The sequence below is a fragment of the Mesorhizobium sp. PL10 genome (genome assembly GCF_053714315.1).
On sequence record NZ_JBSKBR010000047.1, the window covers coordinates 1 to 18021 of the forward strand.

The window sequence follows — 18021 nt, forward strand, 5'->3', positions numbered from 1 at the left end:
ATGGAACGAGGACTTTCTCGTCAGCCTCATCTCGTGAAAATTAACTCACCCGATTCCCCTGCCGGTCAACGGTGCAAGCCGTATAAAATTCCATTGATTTTACGGCATTTTCTGATCTGGCATGGCGTTTGCGCGACACATTCTGCAACGGACCGGCAAGAGAGGAAACCGGCCCGTTGAATGAGGGAGGAACAGATGGAAACCTTTTACGAGGTCATGCGGCGCCAGGGGATCACCCGGCGCAGCTTCATGAAATTTTGCAGCCTGACCGCCGCATCGCTCGGGCTTGGCCCGGCGTTCACGGCGCAGATCGCCCATGCGATGGAAACCAAGCCGCGTATCCCCGTGCTTTGGCTGCACGGCCTGGAATGCACCTGCTGTTCGGAGAGTTTCATCCGCTCGGCCCATCCGCTCGCCAAGGACGTGATCCTGTCGATGCTGTCGCTCGACTATGACGACACGATCATGGCCGCAGCCGGTCATCAGGCCGAAGCCATCGTCGGAGAGGTGGTGGAGAAGTACAAGGGCAACTACATCCTGGCCGTCGAAGGCAACCCGCCGCTCGACGAGGACGGCATGTTCTGCATCATCGGCGGCAAGCCGTTCGTCGATCGGCTGAAATACGCCGCCTCGAACGCCAAGGCGATCATCTCCTGGGGCTCCTGCGCTTCGTGGGGTTGCGTGCAGGCGGCGCGGCCCAACCCGACCCGGGCAACGCCGGTCCACAAGGTTCCGGGCCTTCCCAACAAGCCGATCATCAAGGTGCCCGGCTGCCCGCCGATCGCCGAGGTCATGACCGCCGTCGTCACCTACATGCTCACCTTCGAGAAGTTTCCCGAGCTCGACCGGCAGGGCCGGCCGAAGATGTTCTATTCCCAGCGCATCCACGACAAATGCTATCGCCGTCCGCATTTCGATGCCGGGCAGTTCGTCGAGCATTTCGACGATGAAGGCGCACGCAAGGGCTACTGTCTCTACAAGGTCGGCTGCAAGGGCCCGACCACCTACAATGCCTGTTCGACCTTGCGCTGGAACGGCGGCCTGTCATTCCCCATCCAGGCCGGCCATCCCTGCATAGGGTGTTCGGAAGATGGCTTCTGGGACAAGGGCGACTTCTACAACCGGCTGAGCAATGTCCATGGTTTCGGCATTGAAGCGAACGCCGACCAGATCGGCGGGACCGTTGCCAAAGTGGTCGGCGCGGGCGTCGCCGTCCATGCCGCCGCATCCGTCGTCAAGCGCATTCGCGAAAAGTGAGGAGAGAGCTGATGGGCTTTCAAACCCCCAACGGGTTCAATCTCGACACAACAGGACAGCGCATCGTCGTCGATCCGGTCACCCGAATCGAAGGCCACATGCGTTGCGAGGTCAACATCGATGAGCAGAATTTCATCCGCAACGCCGTGTCCACGGGCACCATGTGGCGCGGGCTTGAAGTCATCCTCAAGGGCCGCGACCCGCGCGATGCCTGGGCCTTCGTCCAGCGTATCTGCGGCGTCTGCACCGGCACGCACGCACTCACCTCGGTACGGGCGGTGGAAGATGCGCTCGGGATCATGATCCCCGAAAATGCCAACTCGATCCGCAATATCATGCAGCTGTCGCTGCAGATCCACGATCATCTGGTCCACTTCTATCACCTCCACGCGCTCGACTGGGTCAACCCGATCAACGCGCTTAAGGCCGATCCTGTCGCAACGTCGCAATTGCAGCAGGCCGTCTCGCCCAGCCATCCCATGTCTTCGCCCGGTTATTTCCGCGATACCCAGAACCGGCTGAAGAAGTTCGTCGAATCCGGCCAGCTCGGCCCGCTCAAGAACGGCTACTGGACCAACCCGGCCTATCTGCTTCCGCCCGAAGCGGACCTGATGGCGGTCACCCACTATCTCGAAGCGCTCGATTTCCAGAAGGAAATCATGACCGTCCGCACCATCTTCGGCGGCAAGGACATCCATCCGAACTGGCTGGTCGGCGGCGTTCCCTGCGCCATCAACATGGACGGGCCGATGGCAGCGGGCGCGCCGCTGAACATGGAGCGGCTGAACTTCGTCAAGAGCGTCATCGACCGCACGCTGACCTTTGTCGAGAATGTCTACATTCCCGACATCATCGCCATCGGCGGCTTCTACAAGGGCTGGCTCTACGGCGGCGGCCTTTCGGGAAAGAGCGTGCTCGCCTACGGCGACATTCCCGACCGGGCCAACGACTATTCCGCCGCCAACCTGATGATGCCGCAGGGCGCGATGATCAACGGCAACTTCACCGAAGTGCTGCCCGTCGATGTCCGCAATCCGCAAGAAGTCCAGGAATTCGTGCCGCACTCCTGGTACAAATATCCCGACGAGGCCAAGGGGCTGCATCCCTGGGACGGTATCACCGAGGCCAACTATGAACTCGGCCCGAACCTCAAAGGAACCCGCACCAACATCGAACAGATCGACGAGGGAGCGAAATATTCCTGGATCAAGGCGCCGCGTTGGAAGGGTCATGCCATGGAGGTGGGGCCGCTCGCCCGCTATGCCGTCGGTTATGTCCAGGGCCACGCCGAAATCAAGGAGCAGGTGGATGCCACGCTGCGGGCACTCGACGTGCCGTTTTCGGCATTGTTCTCCACGCTCGGCCGCACCGCGGCCCGCGCACTGGAGTCGCTATGGGCTGCCCGCAAGCAGGTCTATTTCCTCGACAAGCTGATCGCCAACATCAAGGCCGGAGATTCCGCCACGGCCAACACGGAGAAGTTCGATCCGAAAACCTGGCCTTCCGAGGTCAAGGGTGTCGGCTTCACGGAAGCGCCGCGCGGTGCGCTCGGGCACTGGATCCGCATCAAGGATACGCGCATCGAGAACTACCAGTGCGTCGTCCCGACGACCTGGAACGGCTCGCCGCGCGATCACGCGGGAAACATCGGCGCGTTCGAGGCATCGCTGATGGACACAAAAGTAGAGCGGGCCGAGGAGCCGGTCGAAATCCTGCGCACGCTGCATTCGTTTGATCCATGCCTGGCCTGCTCCACCCACGTCATGGGTCCGGACGGCCAGGAACTGACCACTGTCAAAGTACGCTAGGGAGGGACATCATGAACATGTTGAAAAAGACTTTTGGTCTCGGCGTTGCCGCAGCCATCGTCGCGACGCCGGCTCTGGCGCACACGGGCGCCGGCCATGCCGACGGTTTTGCCGCCGGGTTTACCCATCCGCTGCTCGGCGCGGACCATCTGCTGGCCATGCTTTCGGTTGGTGTCTGGTCGGCGCTTGCCGTGCCGGCGAAGGCATGGATCGCTCCGTTTGCCTTTGTCAGCGCCATGCTCTGCGGCGCGCTGCTGTCGTTTGCCGGCGTCGGCCTGCCCACGGTCGAAGGCATGATCGCTTCGTCCGTCTTGGTTCTGGGCCTCATGGTGGTGGCAGGCGGATATCTTACGATCATTTCCGGCGTCGCGCTGTGCAGCCTGTTTGCCCTCTTCCACGGCCATGCCCATGCAAGCGAGGCAACGGGAGCGGTGATCAGCTACATTGCCGGGTTCTCGGCGGCGACGGCGCTCATTCACGTCGCCGGCATCGGCGTTGGGATGGCCATCGCGAAACGGCCGTTCGCCCGCCTGGCGGTGGGCGGCGCGGTGATGGCGGCGGGCGCCTTCATCCTGTCCGGCATTTGAGGGGGGACGATCATGAGCCACTCTCAAAACCATGAGGAAAAGGCGGTCTATGTGTACCAGGCGCCGGTGCGCCTGTGGCACTGGATCAATGCCTTCGCCATCCTGGCGCTCTGCCTGACGGGTTACCTGATTGGTTCGCCGCCGCCGGCCGTCAGCGGCGAGGCGTCGGACTCCTACCTGTTCGGCTATATCCGCTTCATCCACTTCACGGCCGCCTATATCATGATCATCGGCTTTGTGTTCCGGGCCTACTGGTCGATCGTCGGCAACGAGCACTCGCGCCAGATCTTCCTGCCGCCGCTGTTCTCGCGCACCTTTTGGAAGGAGGTCGTGCACGAGGTGCTCTGGTACATGATGCTCGTCAAGGAGCCGCAGAAATACGAAGGCCACAACCCGCTGGCAGTGCTGGCCATGCACTTCGGTTTCGTCTGGTTCTCGGTGTTCATGATCTTTACCGGGCTCGCGCTCTACGGCGAGGGCCAGGGCATGGGCTCCTGGCAGTACAACTGGTTCTCCTCCTGGCTCATTCCGCTGTTCGGCCAGAGCCAGGACGTCCACACGCTGCATCATCTGGGCATGTGGGGCATCGTCATCTTCGTCATCGTCCATATCTATGCGGCCGTGCGCGAAGACATCATGTCCCGCCAGTCGATCATTTCCTCGATGTTCTCCGGCTGGCGGACATTCCGGGACAACGATAGCAACTGATGCCTCCCCCGCCACCTACGAAAACCGGCGCCGTTCCCTGCGGCGCTTCGTTAGTGCAGAAGGGTGAATTCAATCGGCGAATGGAAAGTGTTCAGCCGGCTGGAAAGCAATTACCGGACACAAACCTTCCACAAGGCGGCGCGCCGATGAATTTCACCAAGGATTCCAGCGGCGGGGCAAGGCTCAGTCGATTGGCACGGGGCTTGCTCCTCTAACTCCGGGAGCATGGAGGAGTGAACATGGGCAATGCACCGCGCGTGCTTGTGCTCGGCATTGGCAATTTGCTGTGGGCCGACGAGGGGTTCGGTATCCGCGCCGTCGAGGCGTTTCACCGGCGGTTTGAAGACGACCCCGCAATCTCGGTCGTCGATGGCGGAACGCAGGGCATCTATCTGGTCCAGAACATACGCGAGACCGACATTCTCGTCGTCTTCGATGCCGTGGACTACCAGCTTGCCCCGGGCACGATGAAATTCGTCGAAGGCGACGACGTGCCGAATTTTCTCGGCATCAAGAAAATGTCCCTCCACCAGACCGGTTTTCAGGAAGTGCTGGCGATGGCGCAGATGATGGGCGATTACCCCGGGCATCTGCTGCTCGTCGGCGTGCAGCCCGTGGAACTCGAGGATTTCGGCGGCAGCCTGCGGCCGCAGGTCAAGGCCTGCATCGAGCCTGCGCTCGATCACGCAGCGGCCTGGTTGCGCGCACTCGGCATCGATCTGCGTGAACGCGCGCAGCCCCTGTCCGAGGAAGAAACGATCGCTTCCATGGAAATGGCGCTCAAGGCCTATGAGACGGGACGCCCGCATGAAGCCGTCGCGCCGCGCCATGGCGACGAGCGCGTGCTGGCCTCGGGCCGCTTTTCGCCGCCCGCCGATCCGGCTGGCGAGATCGCCGGCCTAATCGGCGACGTCTCCGGCAGCCGTGCCGAACGCGCGGACGGAGGACCGGGCTGATGTGCATGGGTGTTCCCTATGAGATCGTCGAAGCCGGCTTCCTGTCGGCGCGGGCCCGCAGCCGCCATGAGGAGACGATCATCGACATGAGCCTTGTCGGCGACCAGCCGCCGGGAACGCATGTGCTGGTGTTTCTCGGCGCTGCGCGCGAGGTGATCTCGGCAGACCTGGCGCGCCAGATCGGCGATGCGCTGGAGGCGGTTCGCCTGGTCATGTCCGGGCAGACGGAAATCGACCATTTGTTCGCGGACCTTTCCAGCCGCGAGCCGACATTGCCGGAGCACCTGCGGACGCAGGAGCCGGCCAGCCTCGATAAAAGGATGACATCCAGTGTACTCACCGCTTCTTGACGGCGTTATCAGCCGCTACACCTACCCTGTCGTCGGACTGGAGGACCACCGCGAGATCGCGAGTGCGCACCGCCACGGCGTCTTGTTCTTTTCCGGCGATTGGGAGCGCCTGGGCGAAAGCAACGACGTCGCCGTCATCCTGCCGGAACTCGCCGCCGCCTTCCAGGGTGTGTTCCAGCCGCTTGTCGTCGACCGCGGCTGCGAGCGCAAGCTGCAGGCGATCTACCGCTTCAGCGCATTCCCCGCGCTCGTCTTCCTGCGCGACGGCGAATATCTCGGCGTCATCACCCGCGTGCTCGACTGGGACGATTACCTGCGCGAGACGGCACGGATTTTGTCGCTCGACGTCAGCACGCCGCCGCCGTTCCCGATGCCGGGCGCACGGGCGGCCGCGAAGGACGACGATCACGACCATGGTCACGGTCATTTTCACTGAGGTTTAGAGGGAGGATAGCATGGTGGATTTCTTGGGCACGGGGCCGGGATCGCAGCGAACGAGGAGGATGGGACCGTCCTGGAATACATGGAGATGCCGAAGGGCATGACCGTGTTCCGGGCGCCGATCCTGCCGGAGCCGGAGGAAGTGCATGCTTCCGCCGCCATCGCCGAGTTGCGCGGCGTAGCGAGAGGCCTGCTGGACTGGAAGCCCGGCCGCCACATCACCCATGGCCTTTCGCACCTCTCCCCGGCCGATACCGATTTCGTCAGCCAGGCGCTCGGCAATGGCGAAGTGTCGATCATCTGCGGCTCGACCATCCAGGCGCAGGAATCCGTCATGGCGGGCGTCTGGCGGGTGCGAGAAAGCGATGGTTCCGGCAAGCCTGTGTCCGACCGGATCGAGCTTGGTCCGTTCCCGCAGTCTATCCTTGCCAGGACATTCGTCCATGCGCGCGGCTCCATCGACATTCCGGCAAGTTTCGGCCCCGGAGTCTTCAATGCGCCGCCCCTCCTGGCCGAAATCAACGAAGCCATCGCCAGGTATTCGCCGGACAATCCGCATGCCCATGTCATCAACCTGTCGCTGCTGCCGCACACCGAAGATGATCTCGCCTTGCTCGACGAGCTGCTCGGCAAGGGCTCCGTGACGGTTCTTTCGCGCGGCTACGGCAACTGTCGCGTCGAGGCGACGGGGTTGCGTTATGTGTGGTGGGTGCGGTTCTTCAATTCGCAGGATACTTTGATCCTCAACACCATCGAAGTGACCATGTTGCCGGATGTCGTCCTGGCTTCGCCCGAGGATATCGCCGACAGCGCCGATCGTCTCACCGAAATCATGGCGGTTTACTGATGGAAGACCATTTCTTCAAAGGCTCCTATGGCGGCGATGCAACGCTGATCCGGGACGATTCCAGGATGGAATGCAAGATTTGCTGGGAGATCTATGACCCCGAGGTCGGCGATGCCTACTGGCAGATCCCTGCGGGCACGCCGTTCTCCGAACTTCCCGAGCATTGGAGCTGTCCCAACTGCGAAGGCAAGAAAAAGGATTTCATGGTTGTCTGATATCCGGGACATCGCCGTCGAACAGGCCGGCCGTCTGGAGCGCCGCTTCGCGCATATCGCCGCGACGGCGATGTTCGACATGCCGATGAACAATCCCGTCCTTCTGGTGCAGTGCGTCGGCTTGCAGCCTTGTGGTGCTGGCTGGCTCGGCGTTCTCATCACGCCGTGGTTCATGAACCTCGTGCTGGTGCCCAGTGATCCTGAAACGGAAGCCGCGGTGCAGACCGGAACCAAGATCCGCGTTGCCATGCCGGGCGGGACGATCGAGTTCATCCAGTCGCAGGATGAGGTGCTCGGCCCGTTGCGCATGTGCTCGCTGTTTTCGCCGGCGTTCGAATTCTCCGCGATGGAGGATGCGGTCTTGACGGCCGAGGCGGTGCTTGCCGAACTGCTGGCGCCGGAGGAGCAGCCCGAAGCCGATGCCGACGTGGGAATGGTGGCCATCTGGGAAGGCCGCCTTGCCGATGCGGACGCCCAGGCGGAGCGTGAGCGGCAGGCCGAAGCCATCCAACGGGCGGAGGAGGCCCGCGCCCGCCGCGGCGCCGAACCGGAACCGGCCGTATCGCGCCGCGCGCTGTTCGGGCTGCCAGCCGGACCGGTGGCTGAGGAGGTCCAGCCATGAGCCTCACCGGCACGCTCGGCATCGACGTGACCTTTGTGCCGAACGGCAGGGCAAGTGTGAACTTCGCGCCGGCACGCAACGTGCCGACAGACCGCCTGTTTGCCGGTTTGGCGCCGGGCGAGGCCGCTGACCGGATGCCGCTGCTGTTTCCCCTCTGTTCGAACGCCCATGCCGCCGCTCTCCTGACGGCGGCGAATATGGCCGAAGGCCGGCCGTGCAGCGCCGAAACCGATCGCATCCGCAGCCTGCTCATTGCCGGCGAAGCCTTGCGGGAGCATTCCGTGCGGATCCTCAACGACTGGGCCGTGATGCTGGGGCGCGAACCCGAGGTCGCGGCCCTGCGTCGGGTCAACGACGTCTTTCGGCACATGCAAGCCGTGTTGAGTTCGCGTCTTGTTTCGCAAAATGCGGCGATGCTCGATGAGGATGCCGCGATGCGATGCGCGATTGCCCTTGCGGTGTCCGCCACCCAAGCCGTGTTTCCACAGGGCGCTGGCGTTGCTGGCATGGGATTGAACGGTGCCGGTGGTTCGGTGTCCCAAAGCATCGCGGCAGCGATGATCCGTCGGGCAGGCGAAGGCCCGGTGGATTGGGGCAGGCCGGAGCAGGACGACGGAACCGCGCTTGGCCGCCATCGCCACGACCCGCGTGTCACTGGCCCAGAAGCAAAGCGTCGCGTGCTTGCGCGGCTCGTCGAGGTGGAGGCGCTGTGCCGCTTCCTCGATGGCAGAGGGGCAAATCCACTGTGCCTCCACGCGGAAAAGACAGGTCCCCAGGCGGCGCGGGTCTCGGCGGAGGTCGCCCGCGGACGCCTTGTCCATGAGGTCGAGATGCGCGACGGAAAGATCGCTGCCATCCAGATCGGGGCGCCCACCAGCGCCAATTTCGCAAGCGGCGGCGCGGCCGAAACGGCCATCGCCGCGCTGCGCACCGATGACCTTGCGCGCTTCGATTGGCTCGTGCGATTGATCGTGTTAGAGGTCGATCCCTGTGTCACCCATGATGTGAGGGTTTGCTGATGCACGAGCTGGCGCTTTGCGAAAGCATCCGGTCGGTCATCGAAAGCGAAGCCCGCAAGCAGGGTTTTTCCGTCGTCAAGCGGGTGCATCTGGAAATCGGGGTCCTCTCCGGCGTCGAGGCGGATGCCTTGCGCTTCGGCTTCGATGTCGCCATGGCCGGTTCCATCGCGCAACACGCCAGGCTGGAGATCGACGAGCCGCTGGGAGAGGCATGGTGCATGCCTTGCTCAGCATCCGTCGAAATTACCGCGCGCTATGACCCGTGTCCGGCGTGCGGAAGCCACCAGTTGCAGGTGACGGGTGGCACGGACATGAAAATACTGGAACTGGAGGTTTTGTGATGTGCACGGTTTGCGGCTGCGGCGACGGCGAAGTACGGGTTGAGGATGGCAAGCACCAGCACAGTCATGCGCATGGCCACCGCCATGATCACGGTCATGCACACGACCACGGCCACCACCATGATGATGAACACACTCATGTGCATCATCATCACAATCATGTCCATTCGCATCCGGACCATGACCTGCTCGACGTCGGTTCGGGGCCGGCCGACGTGCATGTGGAAGGGCTGTCGCAGGCGCGGCTCGTCAAGCTGGAAGCCGGCATCCTCGCCAAGAACGATGCGCTTGCCGAGGTCAACCGCAGGCGGCTGTTCGATATCGGACAGTTTGCCCTGAATTTCGTTTCCAGCCCGGGTTCGGGAAAGACCACGCTTCTGGTCGAGACGATCCGGGCGCTCTGCGGCTCCGAACCGGTTGCCGTGATCGAGGGAGACCAGCAGACGTCCAACGATGCCGAGCGCGTCCATGCCGCCGGGGCCCCGGCAATCCAGGTCAACACCGGCAAGGGCTGTCATCTCGACGCCTCGATGGTGGCAAGGGCGCTCGACCGGCTGGAGCTTCAGCCCGGCGGCTTCCTGTTCATCGAGAATGTCGGCAATCTCGTCTGTCCCGCCGCGTTCGATCTCGGCGAGGCCCACAAGGTGGTGATCCTCTCCGTGACCGAAGGTGAGGACAAGCCGTTGAAATACCCCGATATGTTCCATGCCGCGGACCTGATGCTGCTGACCAAGACCGATCTCCTGCCCCATCTCACCTTCGATGTGGAGGCCTGCATCGCCAATGCCCGCAAGGTCAATCCGCGCATCCGTGTGCTGAGAGTTTCCTCGACCACGGGCGAGGGCATGGCCGAATGGATCGGCTGGCTGAAGGCTGCGCGGCAGGTGGCGCTGATCGGGTCTCCGGCGCTTGCTTCTTCCTCCGCGCAGAAGGGGGCCTGACCGTTGTGCCTTGCCCTCCCGGCAAAAGTCGTTGCGCTGCCCGAGCCCGGCATGGCCGTGGTCTCGCTCGAGGGTATCCGCAAGACCATTTCGCTCGCACTCGTCGATGACGTCGGCATCGACGACTATGTGCTGGTCCATGTCGGCTACGCGCTACACAAGGTTAGTCCCGAGGAGGCGGCGCGCACGCTCCAGATGATGGCTGAGAGCGGGATATTGGGAGACGAGATCGCAGAGATTGCATCATGAAATATGTCGATGAATACCGCGATGGCGAACTGGCGGCGTCCCTGGCTGAAACGATCCGCCGTGAGGCCGATCCGGATCGCTCCTATCATTTCATGGAATTCTGCGGTGGCCACACCCACGCGATCTTCCGGTATGGCGTGCAGGATCTGATGCCTGACAACGTCCACTTCGTCCATGGTCCGGGCTGTCCGTTCTGCGTGTTGCCGGTCAACCGGCTGGACGACGCGGTAGAACTGGCCGAGCGTCATGGCGTGATCCTCTGTTCCTACGGCGACATGATGCGCGTGCCCGGCACCAGGCAGCGCTCGCTGATCCGCGCCAAGGCGGACGGCGCCGACATCCGCATGGTCTATTCGACGTTGGATGCGCTGAAGATCGCCCGGGACAATCCGGGCCGGCAGGTCGTGTTCTTCGCGATCGGCTTCGAGACCACGACGCCGCCCACCGCCGTTGCCATCCTGCAGGCAAAGGCGGAAGGCCTCGCCAACTTCTCGGTGTTCTGCAGCCATGTGCTGACGCCGGCGGCCATCACCCATATTCTGGATTCTCCCGAAGTCCACGAGCTCGGACTGGTCAAGATCGACGGATTCCTTGGGCCCTCGCACGTGTCCTCCGTCATCGGATCAGCGCCTTACGAGTATTTTGCCGAGGAATTCCGCCGCCCGGTGGTCATCGCCGGTTTCGAGCCGCTCGACGTGATGCAATCGACGCTGATGCTGGTCAGGCAGGTCAACGAAGGCCGCCATGATGTCGAGAACGAATATGCCCGCGTGGTGACGCGCGAGGGAAACCTGAAGGCGCAGGGGCTTGTCGGCGACGTCATGGAGCTGCGGAGCGCCTTTGAATGGCGCGGGCTCGGCATGGTCCCCTATTCGGCGTTGCGCATCCGTGATGCCTATGCGGAATTCGATGCCGAGAAGCGCTACGCGCTCACACCGAAAATCGCCCGCGAGGTGAAATCCTGCGAATGTCCGTCGATCCTGCGCGGCGTCAAGAAACCCACCGACTGCAAGCTGTTCGGTACCGTCTGCACCCCGGAAAATCCGATCGGCTCCTGCATGGTCTCTTCTGAAGGGGCATGTGCCGCCTACTATTCCTATGGCCGCTTCCGCACTCAGGAGGCAGCGCAATGAGCAACCGGCGGGTCTCCGACGTTATTCTGCCCAAGGCGGTGGACATGACGCATGGTGCCGGCGGCAAGGCCGGGGTCCAGCTCGTCAGCGCCATTTTCCAGCATCATTTTTCCAACCCCGCGCTCGACCGCGGCGATGACGGCGCGGTGCTTGCAAAGCTGAACGGCCGGCCGGTGCTGACCACGGACGGCCATGTGGTCGCGCCGCTGTTTTTCCCCGGCGGCGAGATCGGCTCCCTGTCGGTCCACGGCACGGTGAACGATCTAGCGGTCATGGGCGCCCGACCGGTGGCGCTGACCGCGGGGTTCATCATCGAGGAGGGCTTCAGCATCGAACAGCTGGAGGCGATCGCCGTCTCGATGGCGCGCGCGGCCGCCGATGTCGGCGTGCCCATTGTCACCGGCGATACGAAGGTGGTCGGGCGCGGCCAGGGGGATGGCGTCTACATCACGCTTGCGGGCCTCGGCGTGATTGAAGATGGGCTCGATCTCTCAGGCTCGAACGCCAGGCCGGGCGATTCCATCCTTGTTTCGGGAACCATGGGCGACCATGGCGTTGCCATCCTGTCCCGGCGCGAGAACTTGGAGTTCGACACCGAGATCCTGTCCGACAGCCAGCCGTTGCATGATCTCGCCGAGGCCATCATTGCCGCGGCACCCGGATTGCGGCTGATGCGGGACCCGACGCGCGGCGGACTTTCGGCAACGCTCAACGAAATCGCACATCAATCCGGCGTCGGCATGGCGCTGGCCGAAAAGGCCATTCCCGTGCGGCCGGACGTGAAGGGGGCTTGCGAACTGCTGGGCCTGGACCCGGTCAACATTGCCAATGAGGGCAAGCTGGTCGCCATTTGCGCGCCGGAAGACGCGCCGGCACTGCTTGCCGCGATGCGCGCCCATCCCAAGGGCCGCGATGCCGCCGTCATCGGCAACGTGACCGAGGACCCTGCCTGTCTCATCCGCATGAAAACCGCGTTCGGCGGCAGCCGCGTGGTCGACTGGATCGCGGGCGAACAATTGCCGCGGATTTGCTGATCATGCGTGTCCTGTTTGTCACCCATGCATTCAACTCACTGGCGCAACGCCTTCACGTCGAGTTGCGCGCACGCGGCCATGAGGTCGCCGTCGAACTTGACATCAACGATGCGGTGACGCTGGAGGCGGCAGCCCTGTATCGGCCGGATCTGGTGCTGGCACCCTTCCTGAAACGCATGCTTCCGGCAGAGCTGACGATGCGTCTCCCCTGTTTCATCATCCACCCCGGACCGGAGGGCGATCGCGGTCCCGCAGCACTCGACCACGCCATCCTTGAACGGCGCAGCGAATGGGGCGTCACCGTGTTGCAGGCGACTGAGAACTATGATGCCGGGCCGGTCTGGGCCAGCGCGACGTTTCCGATGCGCGCGGCGCGCAAGTCCTCCATCTATCTCAACGAGGTCGCCGATGCGGCAACGAAGGCGGTGATCGAGGGGATCGACCGGTTTGCCGGCGGCGGTCGTCCCAGGCATCTCGGTCCGGCCGTGCTCTCAGCCGGCTGGCGCGGTCCGGTCGCGAAAGCCGCCCGGCAGATCGACTGGTCGCGGGACGATACGGCCTCGATCCTCGCCAAGGCTCGCAGCGCCGATGGCGCTCCCGGCGCGCCCGCCGTTCTCTGCGGCCGGGAGATCCGGATTTTCGACGTTCGCGAAACCGGGACCATCGAGCATGCTGCGCCCGGGATGCCGGTTGCCATCCGCGGCGACGCCGTCGTGGTGGCAACCCGCGACGGCGCGGTGCAGATCGGCCACATGATCGATCCGGGTTCGCCGATTCCCTTCAAGCTGCCGGCACGCCGCGTTCTCGGTGACGCGCTGGCGAGCCTGCCGGAGATCGCGCAGGGCCATTCTGGCGTAACCTATCGCGAAGCGGGGGATGCGGGTTTCCTGAGCTTCGATTTCTATAATGGGGCGATGGGGACGGTGGCCTGCCGGAGCTTGCTCACCGCCTGGATGACGGCGCTTGAACGCCCGACCCGCGTGCTCGTGCTCTCAGGAGGGACCGACCATTGGTCGAACGGCCTCGATCTCAACCGCATCGAGGCTTCCTCGAGCCCGGCCGACGAATCGCTGGCCAATATCGAGGCGATGGATGATCTGGCCGAGGCGATCATCCGCACCACGGACCGCGTGACCATCGCCGCCGTCGGCGCCAATGCCGGGGCGGGCGGCGTGTTTCTCGCCCGCGCCGCCGATCATGTCTGGCTGCGGCAGGGCGTCGTCCTCAATCCCCACTACAAGGACATGGGCAATCTCTACGGCTCGGAATTCTGGACTTACATTTTGCCGAAACATGCCGGCGCGGAAAATGCCGCGCGGCTGTCGCAGGCGCGCTGGCCGGTTGGGGCAGGGGAGGCGGAGGCACTCGGTCTTGCGAACCGCATTTTCGCCGGGGATGTCTTCCGTTTCGCGGGCGAGATCCAAGGCGCTGTGGTCGACCTGCTGGATGATCGCGGGGCGCTTGATCTCAAAATCGCCGAAAAGGCGGCGGCCCGAAACCGCGACGAGGCGGCAAAACCGCTTTCGGCCTATCGTGAGCAGGAACTGGCGCGCATGAAGCGCAATTTCTTCGGCTTCGATACGAGCTACCATATTGCGCGCAGCAATTTCGTCCGCAAAGTGGTCAAGGCCCGCACGCCGTCCTCGATCGCGACGCATCGGGGCTTGCGCGGGCCTGCGGTAAGTGCAGGGCCTGGAGGGGAGGCAGCATGACGGATCTTCCGGTGATACTGGTCGTTGATGACGAAGTGCGGTCGCTCGAATCGATCAAGCGCATCCTTTCCGACGAATTCGACTTGCTCACTGCCCCCGACACCGATGTCGCGATGGCGCATTTCGAAAACGGCGAGATCGAAGTCGTTCTTTGTGATCAAAGGATGCCGGGCCTTTCCAGCATTGAATTCCTGAAAAAAGTGCGGGAGCGCTGGCCCGAGACCGTCCGGATGATCATTTCCGGCTATACCGACGCGCACGACATCATCGACGGCGTCAACGATGCGGGCATCTACCAGTACATCACCAAGCCCTGGCAGCCGCAGGCCTTGTCGGTCATCCTGCACAAAGCCGTCCAGCTTTACCGCACCCAGCGCGAGGCGGAGCTTCTCGCGGTGGAGATGCGGATGGCGCCTTCGACCGCGGCGCGCATCGTCGACGAGCGCAAGCGCAGGCTCAAATCCGCCTATGACGTCGACGATGGCATCATCCGCTGTGCGGAAAGCCCGATGGCGGCCGTGTGCGACGCATTGCGCATGGTCGCCCCTTACGACATCCCCGTGGTGCTCACCGGCGAATCGGGGACGGGCAAGGAACTGGCGGCGCGCGCCCTCGGCGCGTTGGCGCGGCAGGTGGTCAACGGCCACCCGCTTGCCCGCGACATGGTGCGCTTGCAGGGCGGCAGCGTTGATGCACGGGTGGTGGCCCGGCTCCTGGAAATCGCACTCACCGTCATCGCCCTCGAACGGTGGTTGCGCGCCGTGCATCCCCAGAACCCGTTCTCAATTCCGGACCGCGATCCGCGCAACGGCGCCGGCATCGGCCTTGTCGAGGCCGCCCGGGGTTCGCTTGGCCACTGGCTGAAGGTGCGCGACGGCAGAATCGAAATCTACCAGATCATCGCCCCGACAACCTGGAATTTCTCCCCGCGCGACCGCGATGGCATGCCCGGCCCGCTGGAACAGGCGCTGCATGGCCTGCCGGTCGAGGGGCCGGACTCGGTGCTGGTCCAGCACGTGGTGCGCTCCTTCGATCCGTGCATGGTTTGCACGGTGCATTGATGACGGCGGGCTCAGGAGCCGACGGATTTCTTATCCGGGTGCGCGGGCTGGTGCAGGGCGTGGGGTTTCGCCCGTCCGTCTGGCAGGTCGCAACCGGGCTCGGCCTTGCCGGCCATGTCTGCAACACCTCGGCGGGCGTCACCATTGCGCTCGCGTGTTCACAGTCCGATTGCGATGCTTTCATCCTCGCGCTCAACAGCAATCTACCGGCCCTCGCGCGGATCGACGCGCTGCACCGGGAACCCTTCCTGTTCGCCCCCCCTCCGGGTGATTTTACCATCCTCGCCAGCGAAGAAGCGGCTGTCAGTGCTGCCGTGGTCGCAGATGCCAAGATCTGCCAGGCTTGCCTTGCCGATATTCGCGACCCGCTGAACCGCCGGTTCGGCTATGCCTTTGCCAACTGCACCCATTGCGGCCCGCGGTTCACGATCGTCAGGCGCATCCCCTATGACCGCGCCAGCACCGCGATGGCCGCGTTTTCGATGTGCGAGGCTTGCCGGGCGGAATACGACAACCCCGGCGACCGGCGGTTCCATGCGCAGCCTGTGGCCTGCGCCGGCTGCGGTCCGCGCCTGTGGCTGGAGACAGCGCCGGATGTGGACGGGGGAGAGGGAGACCCGTTGGCCGTGGCCGCAATGCTGATTCTCTCCGGCCATATCGTCGCCCTCAAGGGGCTCGGCGGCTTCCATCTCGCCTGCGATGCCGCGAACGAGGATGCGGTGGTGCGCCTGCGGCGTGCCAAGCAGCGCCCGGCCAAACCGTTGGCGCTGATGGCCCGAAGCATCGAGGATATCCGGTCTGTGGCGACCTGTTCGGATCCCGAGGCCGCGCTGCTGGATAGTTCGGCGGGACCGATCGTGCTTCTGGAGGCGCTTGCGGATGCTGCGCTGGCGCCCTCCGTCGCGCCGGGCCAGTCAAGCATCGGCATCATGTTGCCGACGACACCGCTTCACGCCTTGCTGATGGATGCGGTTCGGGTGCCGCTGGTGATGACCTCGGCCAATGAATCCGGCATTCCCCAATGCGTTACCAACACGGAATCGCGCAGGCTGCTGGGCGGTGGGGACGATGAACTTCGCATTGCAGACGCCGTGCTGCTGCACGACCGCGACATTGTCAGCCGTGTCGATGACAGCGTCATCCGGCTTGACCGCACCGGCGTTTCGATCCTGCGCCGGGCCCGCGGTTTTGCCCCGCAGCCCCTGCGCCTCCGCGGCTTTCCGGACAACGGCGTGTCTGTCTTTGCGGCCGGCGCGGACCTCAAATCCGCCTTCGGCCTTGCCGGCAACGGCGAAGTGCTGCTCTCGCAACACCTGGGCGATCTGGACGAGCCGGAAACCCGCGCGGCTTACGCGCATGCGGTGCAACTTTATGCGGATATGTTCCAGCGTAGGCCCGGGATCGTTGCGGTCGATGCCCATCCCCAATCCGTTTCCGCCGCACTCGGCCGTGCGCTTGCGTTGGAGACCGGTGCGCGCGTAGTTGCCGTCCAACACCATCACGCGCACATGGCATCCTGCATGGCAGAGAACGGATGGACCGCCGGTCCTGTCCTCGGCGTCGTGCTCGACGGCACGGGCTTCGGGACGGACGGGACCATCTGGGGCGGAGAGTTTCTGGCCGGCACCTTTTCAGACGTCCGCCGGCTGGCGCATTTCCTGCCGGTGCCGCTGATCGGCGGCGACCGGGCGGCGATGGAGCCCTGGCGCAATGCCTTTTCCCATCTCCACGCCGCTTTCGGCGATGATCTTTGGCAGAGCCGCTGGAGCAGCCTCGACGTGATCCGGCGGCTCGCGCAGCGCCCCGTGGCGACCACGCGATCCGTGATGGTGGCCCGCAGCCTCAGCCCGCTCTCCTCCTCGGCCGGCCGCCTGTTCGATGCGGCGGCCCATGTCATCGGCATGGCGCCGGAGAGGATGGGGTACGAGGGCCAGACCGGCATGGAACTGGAAGCCCTCGCCGCGCCGGCAATGGCGGGCGCGCGTGCCTACGGCGTGACGGTGTGCGGGGCCGTTCTGCATTGGGACGGTCTTTGGCGCGGCCTTCTCGACGACCTTCTGGACGGTGCCGACGCAGCCAGCCTTGCCGCGTGCTTTCACGCCACGCTCATTGCCACAATCACCGAGAGGGCGATCGCCCTCTGCTCAAGCGAACGGCTCGAAGCGGTAGCTCTGACGGGCGGCGTATTCCAGAACCGGTTGCTGCTGGAAGGTGTGCATGACCGCCTTTCGGCCGCCGGCCTCTCTATGCTGGTCCATAACGTGATCCCGGCCAATGACGGCGGCATCGCCCTGGGTCAGGCGGCCGTGGCGACTGCTTTGACCCTGAGGCCGATGGGTTCTTGACGGCACAGCTGTCGCCGAAGTTGGGGAGCATGAAAAAGTTGGGGGTGCCGTCTGCTATGGGTTAGCGTGGGCGCCATGTCTGACGATAGCGCATCTGGTGTTTACCGGTTGAAAGTGAGCTTGCGACGAATCTCGCCGATGATCTGGCGCAGGCTGCTGGTATCGGAAGAAATGACGCTCTTCGGTGTGCACCGAACAATCCAGATCGCCTTCGGCTGGGAGGATTATCATCTGCACGCTTTCAGGCTGCACGGCAGGCATTATGGCACAACGCGGATCAGGCGAGCGCCACCGTGACGGGGTAGGTAAGGAGGTCACGCTCACGGATCTTCAACTGCGCGTGCGCCAGCGCATTCGATACGAGTATGATTTCGGCGATCTGTGGGAACACGAGA

The 18021-nt window shown here is 63.9% G+C and carries 21 protein-coding genes; all 21 read left to right on the forward strand.

Going from position 1 to position 18021, the window contains the following annotated elements; all coding sequences use genetic code 11:
• Nucleotides 1-195: 195 nt before the first annotated feature.
• Entirely contained in the window at nucleotides 196-1257 is a 1062-nt protein-coding gene (locus ACWGTO_RS30980; protein WP_454578556.1) for a hydrogenase small subunit, read from the forward strand.
• 11 nt (nucleotides 1258-1268) lie between these two features.
• Nucleotides 1269-3065: a nickel-dependent hydrogenase large subunit gene (locus ACWGTO_RS30985; RefSeq protein WP_454578557.1), complete on the forward strand. Its 1797-nt coding sequence runs from the start codon at nucleotides 1269-1271 to the stop codon at nucleotides 3063-3065.
• Between the two features lie 11 nt (nucleotides 3066-3076).
• Nucleotides 3077-3652: a HupE/UreJ family protein gene (locus ACWGTO_RS30990; RefSeq protein WP_454578558.1), complete on the forward strand. Its 576-nt coding sequence runs from the start codon at nucleotides 3077-3079 to the stop codon at nucleotides 3650-3652.
• Between the two features lie 12 nt (nucleotides 3653-3664).
• Nucleotides 3665-4360, forward strand: a complete 696-nt coding sequence (cybH, locus tag ACWGTO_RS30995; RefSeq protein WP_454578559.1) for a Ni/Fe-hydrogenase, b-type cytochrome subunit — start codon at nucleotides 3665-3667, stop codon at nucleotides 4358-4360.
• A gap of 239 nt (nucleotides 4361-4599) precedes the next feature.
• Nucleotides 4600-5316, forward strand: a complete 717-nt coding sequence (locus tag ACWGTO_RS31000; RefSeq protein WP_454578560.1) for a HyaD/HybD family hydrogenase maturation endopeptidase — start codon at nucleotides 4600-4602, stop codon at nucleotides 5314-5316.
• 5 nt (nucleotides 5317-5321) lie between these two features.
• Nucleotides 5322-5666, forward strand: coding sequence for a HypC/HybG/HupF family hydrogenase formation chaperone (locus ACWGTO_RS31005; RefSeq protein ID WP_454578561.1), 345 nt, complete (start codon nucleotides 5322-5324; stop codon nucleotides 5664-5666).
• Nucleotides 5647-6102 carry a hydrogenase-1 expression HyaE gene (locus ACWGTO_RS31010; protein ID WP_454578562.1) on the forward strand — a complete coding sequence of 152 codons (456 nt, stop codon included), beginning with the start codon at nucleotides 5647-5649 and terminating at the stop codon, nucleotides 6100-6102. The genes ACWGTO_RS31005 and ACWGTO_RS31010 overlap by 20 nt, the downstream gene beginning before the upstream one ends.
• 105 nt (nucleotides 6103-6207) lie before the next feature.
• Nucleotides 6208-6954: a hydrogenase expression/formation protein gene (locus ACWGTO_RS31015; RefSeq protein ID WP_454578563.1), complete on the forward strand. Its 747-nt coding sequence runs from the start codon at nucleotides 6208-6210 to the stop codon at nucleotides 6952-6954.
• A complete protein-coding gene (locus ACWGTO_RS31020) occupies nucleotides 6954-7169 on the forward strand; it encodes a rubredoxin (RefSeq protein WP_454578564.1) in 216 nt (71 codons plus the stop codon). The genes ACWGTO_RS31015 and ACWGTO_RS31020 overlap by 1 nt, the downstream gene beginning before the upstream one ends.
• The gene (gene hybE, locus ACWGTO_RS31025; RefSeq protein ID WP_454578565.1) at nucleotides 7162-7791 is read left to right on the forward strand and encodes a [NiFe]-hydrogenase assembly chaperone HybE; all 630 of its coding nucleotides are present in this window, start codon (nucleotides 7162-7164) and stop codon (nucleotides 7789-7791) included. The genes ACWGTO_RS31020 and hybE overlap by 8 nt, the downstream gene beginning before the upstream one ends.
• Nucleotides 7788-8810, forward strand: coding sequence for a hypothetical protein (locus ACWGTO_RS31030; RefSeq protein ID WP_454578566.1), 1023 nt, complete (start codon nucleotides 7788-7790; stop codon nucleotides 8808-8810). Before hybE ends, ACWGTO_RS31030 begins: the two co-directional genes overlap by 4 nt.
• Nucleotides 8810-9151 carry a hydrogenase maturation nickel metallochaperone HypA gene (hypA, locus tag ACWGTO_RS31035; RefSeq protein ID WP_454578567.1) on the forward strand — a complete coding sequence of 114 codons (342 nt, stop codon included), beginning with the start codon at nucleotides 8810-8812 and terminating at the stop codon, nucleotides 9149-9151. Before ACWGTO_RS31030 ends, hypA begins: the two co-directional genes overlap by 1 nt.
• The gene (hypB, locus tag ACWGTO_RS31040) at nucleotides 9151-10092 is read left to right on the forward strand and encodes a hydrogenase nickel incorporation protein HypB (RefSeq protein ID WP_454578568.1); all 942 of its coding nucleotides are present in this window, start codon (nucleotides 9151-9153) and stop codon (nucleotides 10090-10092) included. Before hypA ends, hypB begins: the two co-directional genes overlap by 1 nt.
• A gap of 3 nt (nucleotides 10093-10095) precedes the next feature.
• A complete protein-coding gene (locus ACWGTO_RS31045; protein WP_454578569.1) occupies nucleotides 10096-10341 on the forward strand; it encodes a HypC/HybG/HupF family hydrogenase formation chaperone in 246 nt (81 codons plus the stop codon).
• Nucleotides 10338-11474 (forward strand): hydrogenase formation protein HypD, encoded by a 1137-nt coding sequence (gene hypD / locus ACWGTO_RS31050; protein ID WP_454578570.1) that lies wholly within the window; start codon nucleotides 10338-10340, stop codon nucleotides 11472-11474. Before ACWGTO_RS31045 ends, hypD begins: the two co-directional genes overlap by 4 nt.
• Entirely contained in the window at nucleotides 11471-12508 is a 1038-nt protein-coding gene (gene hypE, locus ACWGTO_RS31055; RefSeq protein WP_454578571.1) for a hydrogenase expression/formation protein HypE, read from the forward strand. The genes hypD and hypE overlap by 4 nt, the downstream gene beginning before the upstream one ends.
• Nucleotides 12509-12510: 2 nt before the next feature.
• Nucleotides 12511-14220: an enoyl-CoA hydratase-related protein gene (locus ACWGTO_RS31060; RefSeq protein ID WP_454578572.1), complete on the forward strand. Its 1710-nt coding sequence runs from the start codon at nucleotides 12511-12513 to the stop codon at nucleotides 14218-14220.
• Nucleotides 14217-15281 (forward strand): nickel-dependent hydrogenase large subunit, encoded by a 1065-nt coding sequence (locus ACWGTO_RS31065; RefSeq protein ID WP_454578573.1) that lies wholly within the window; start codon nucleotides 14217-14219, stop codon nucleotides 15279-15281. Before ACWGTO_RS31060 ends, ACWGTO_RS31065 begins: the two co-directional genes overlap by 4 nt.
• On the forward strand, nucleotides 15281-17626 hold the full coding sequence (hypF, locus tag ACWGTO_RS31070; RefSeq protein WP_454578574.1) for a carbamoyltransferase HypF: 2346 nt from the start codon (nucleotides 15281-15283) through the stop codon (nucleotides 17624-17626). The genes ACWGTO_RS31065 and hypF overlap by 1 nt, the downstream gene beginning before the upstream one ends.
• Nucleotides 17627-17701: 75 nt before the next feature.
• Nucleotides 17702-17923, forward strand: a complete 222-nt coding sequence (locus ACWGTO_RS31075) for a plasmid pRiA4b ORF-3 family protein (RefSeq protein WP_454578575.1) — start codon at nucleotides 17702-17704, stop codon at nucleotides 17921-17923.
• A partial coding sequence (locus ACWGTO_RS31080) for an IS1096 element passenger TnpR family protein (protein WP_454578576.1) occupies nucleotides 17889-18021 on the forward strand: 133 nt, incomplete at its 3' end. The genes ACWGTO_RS31075 and ACWGTO_RS31080, both read left to right, overlap by 35 nt.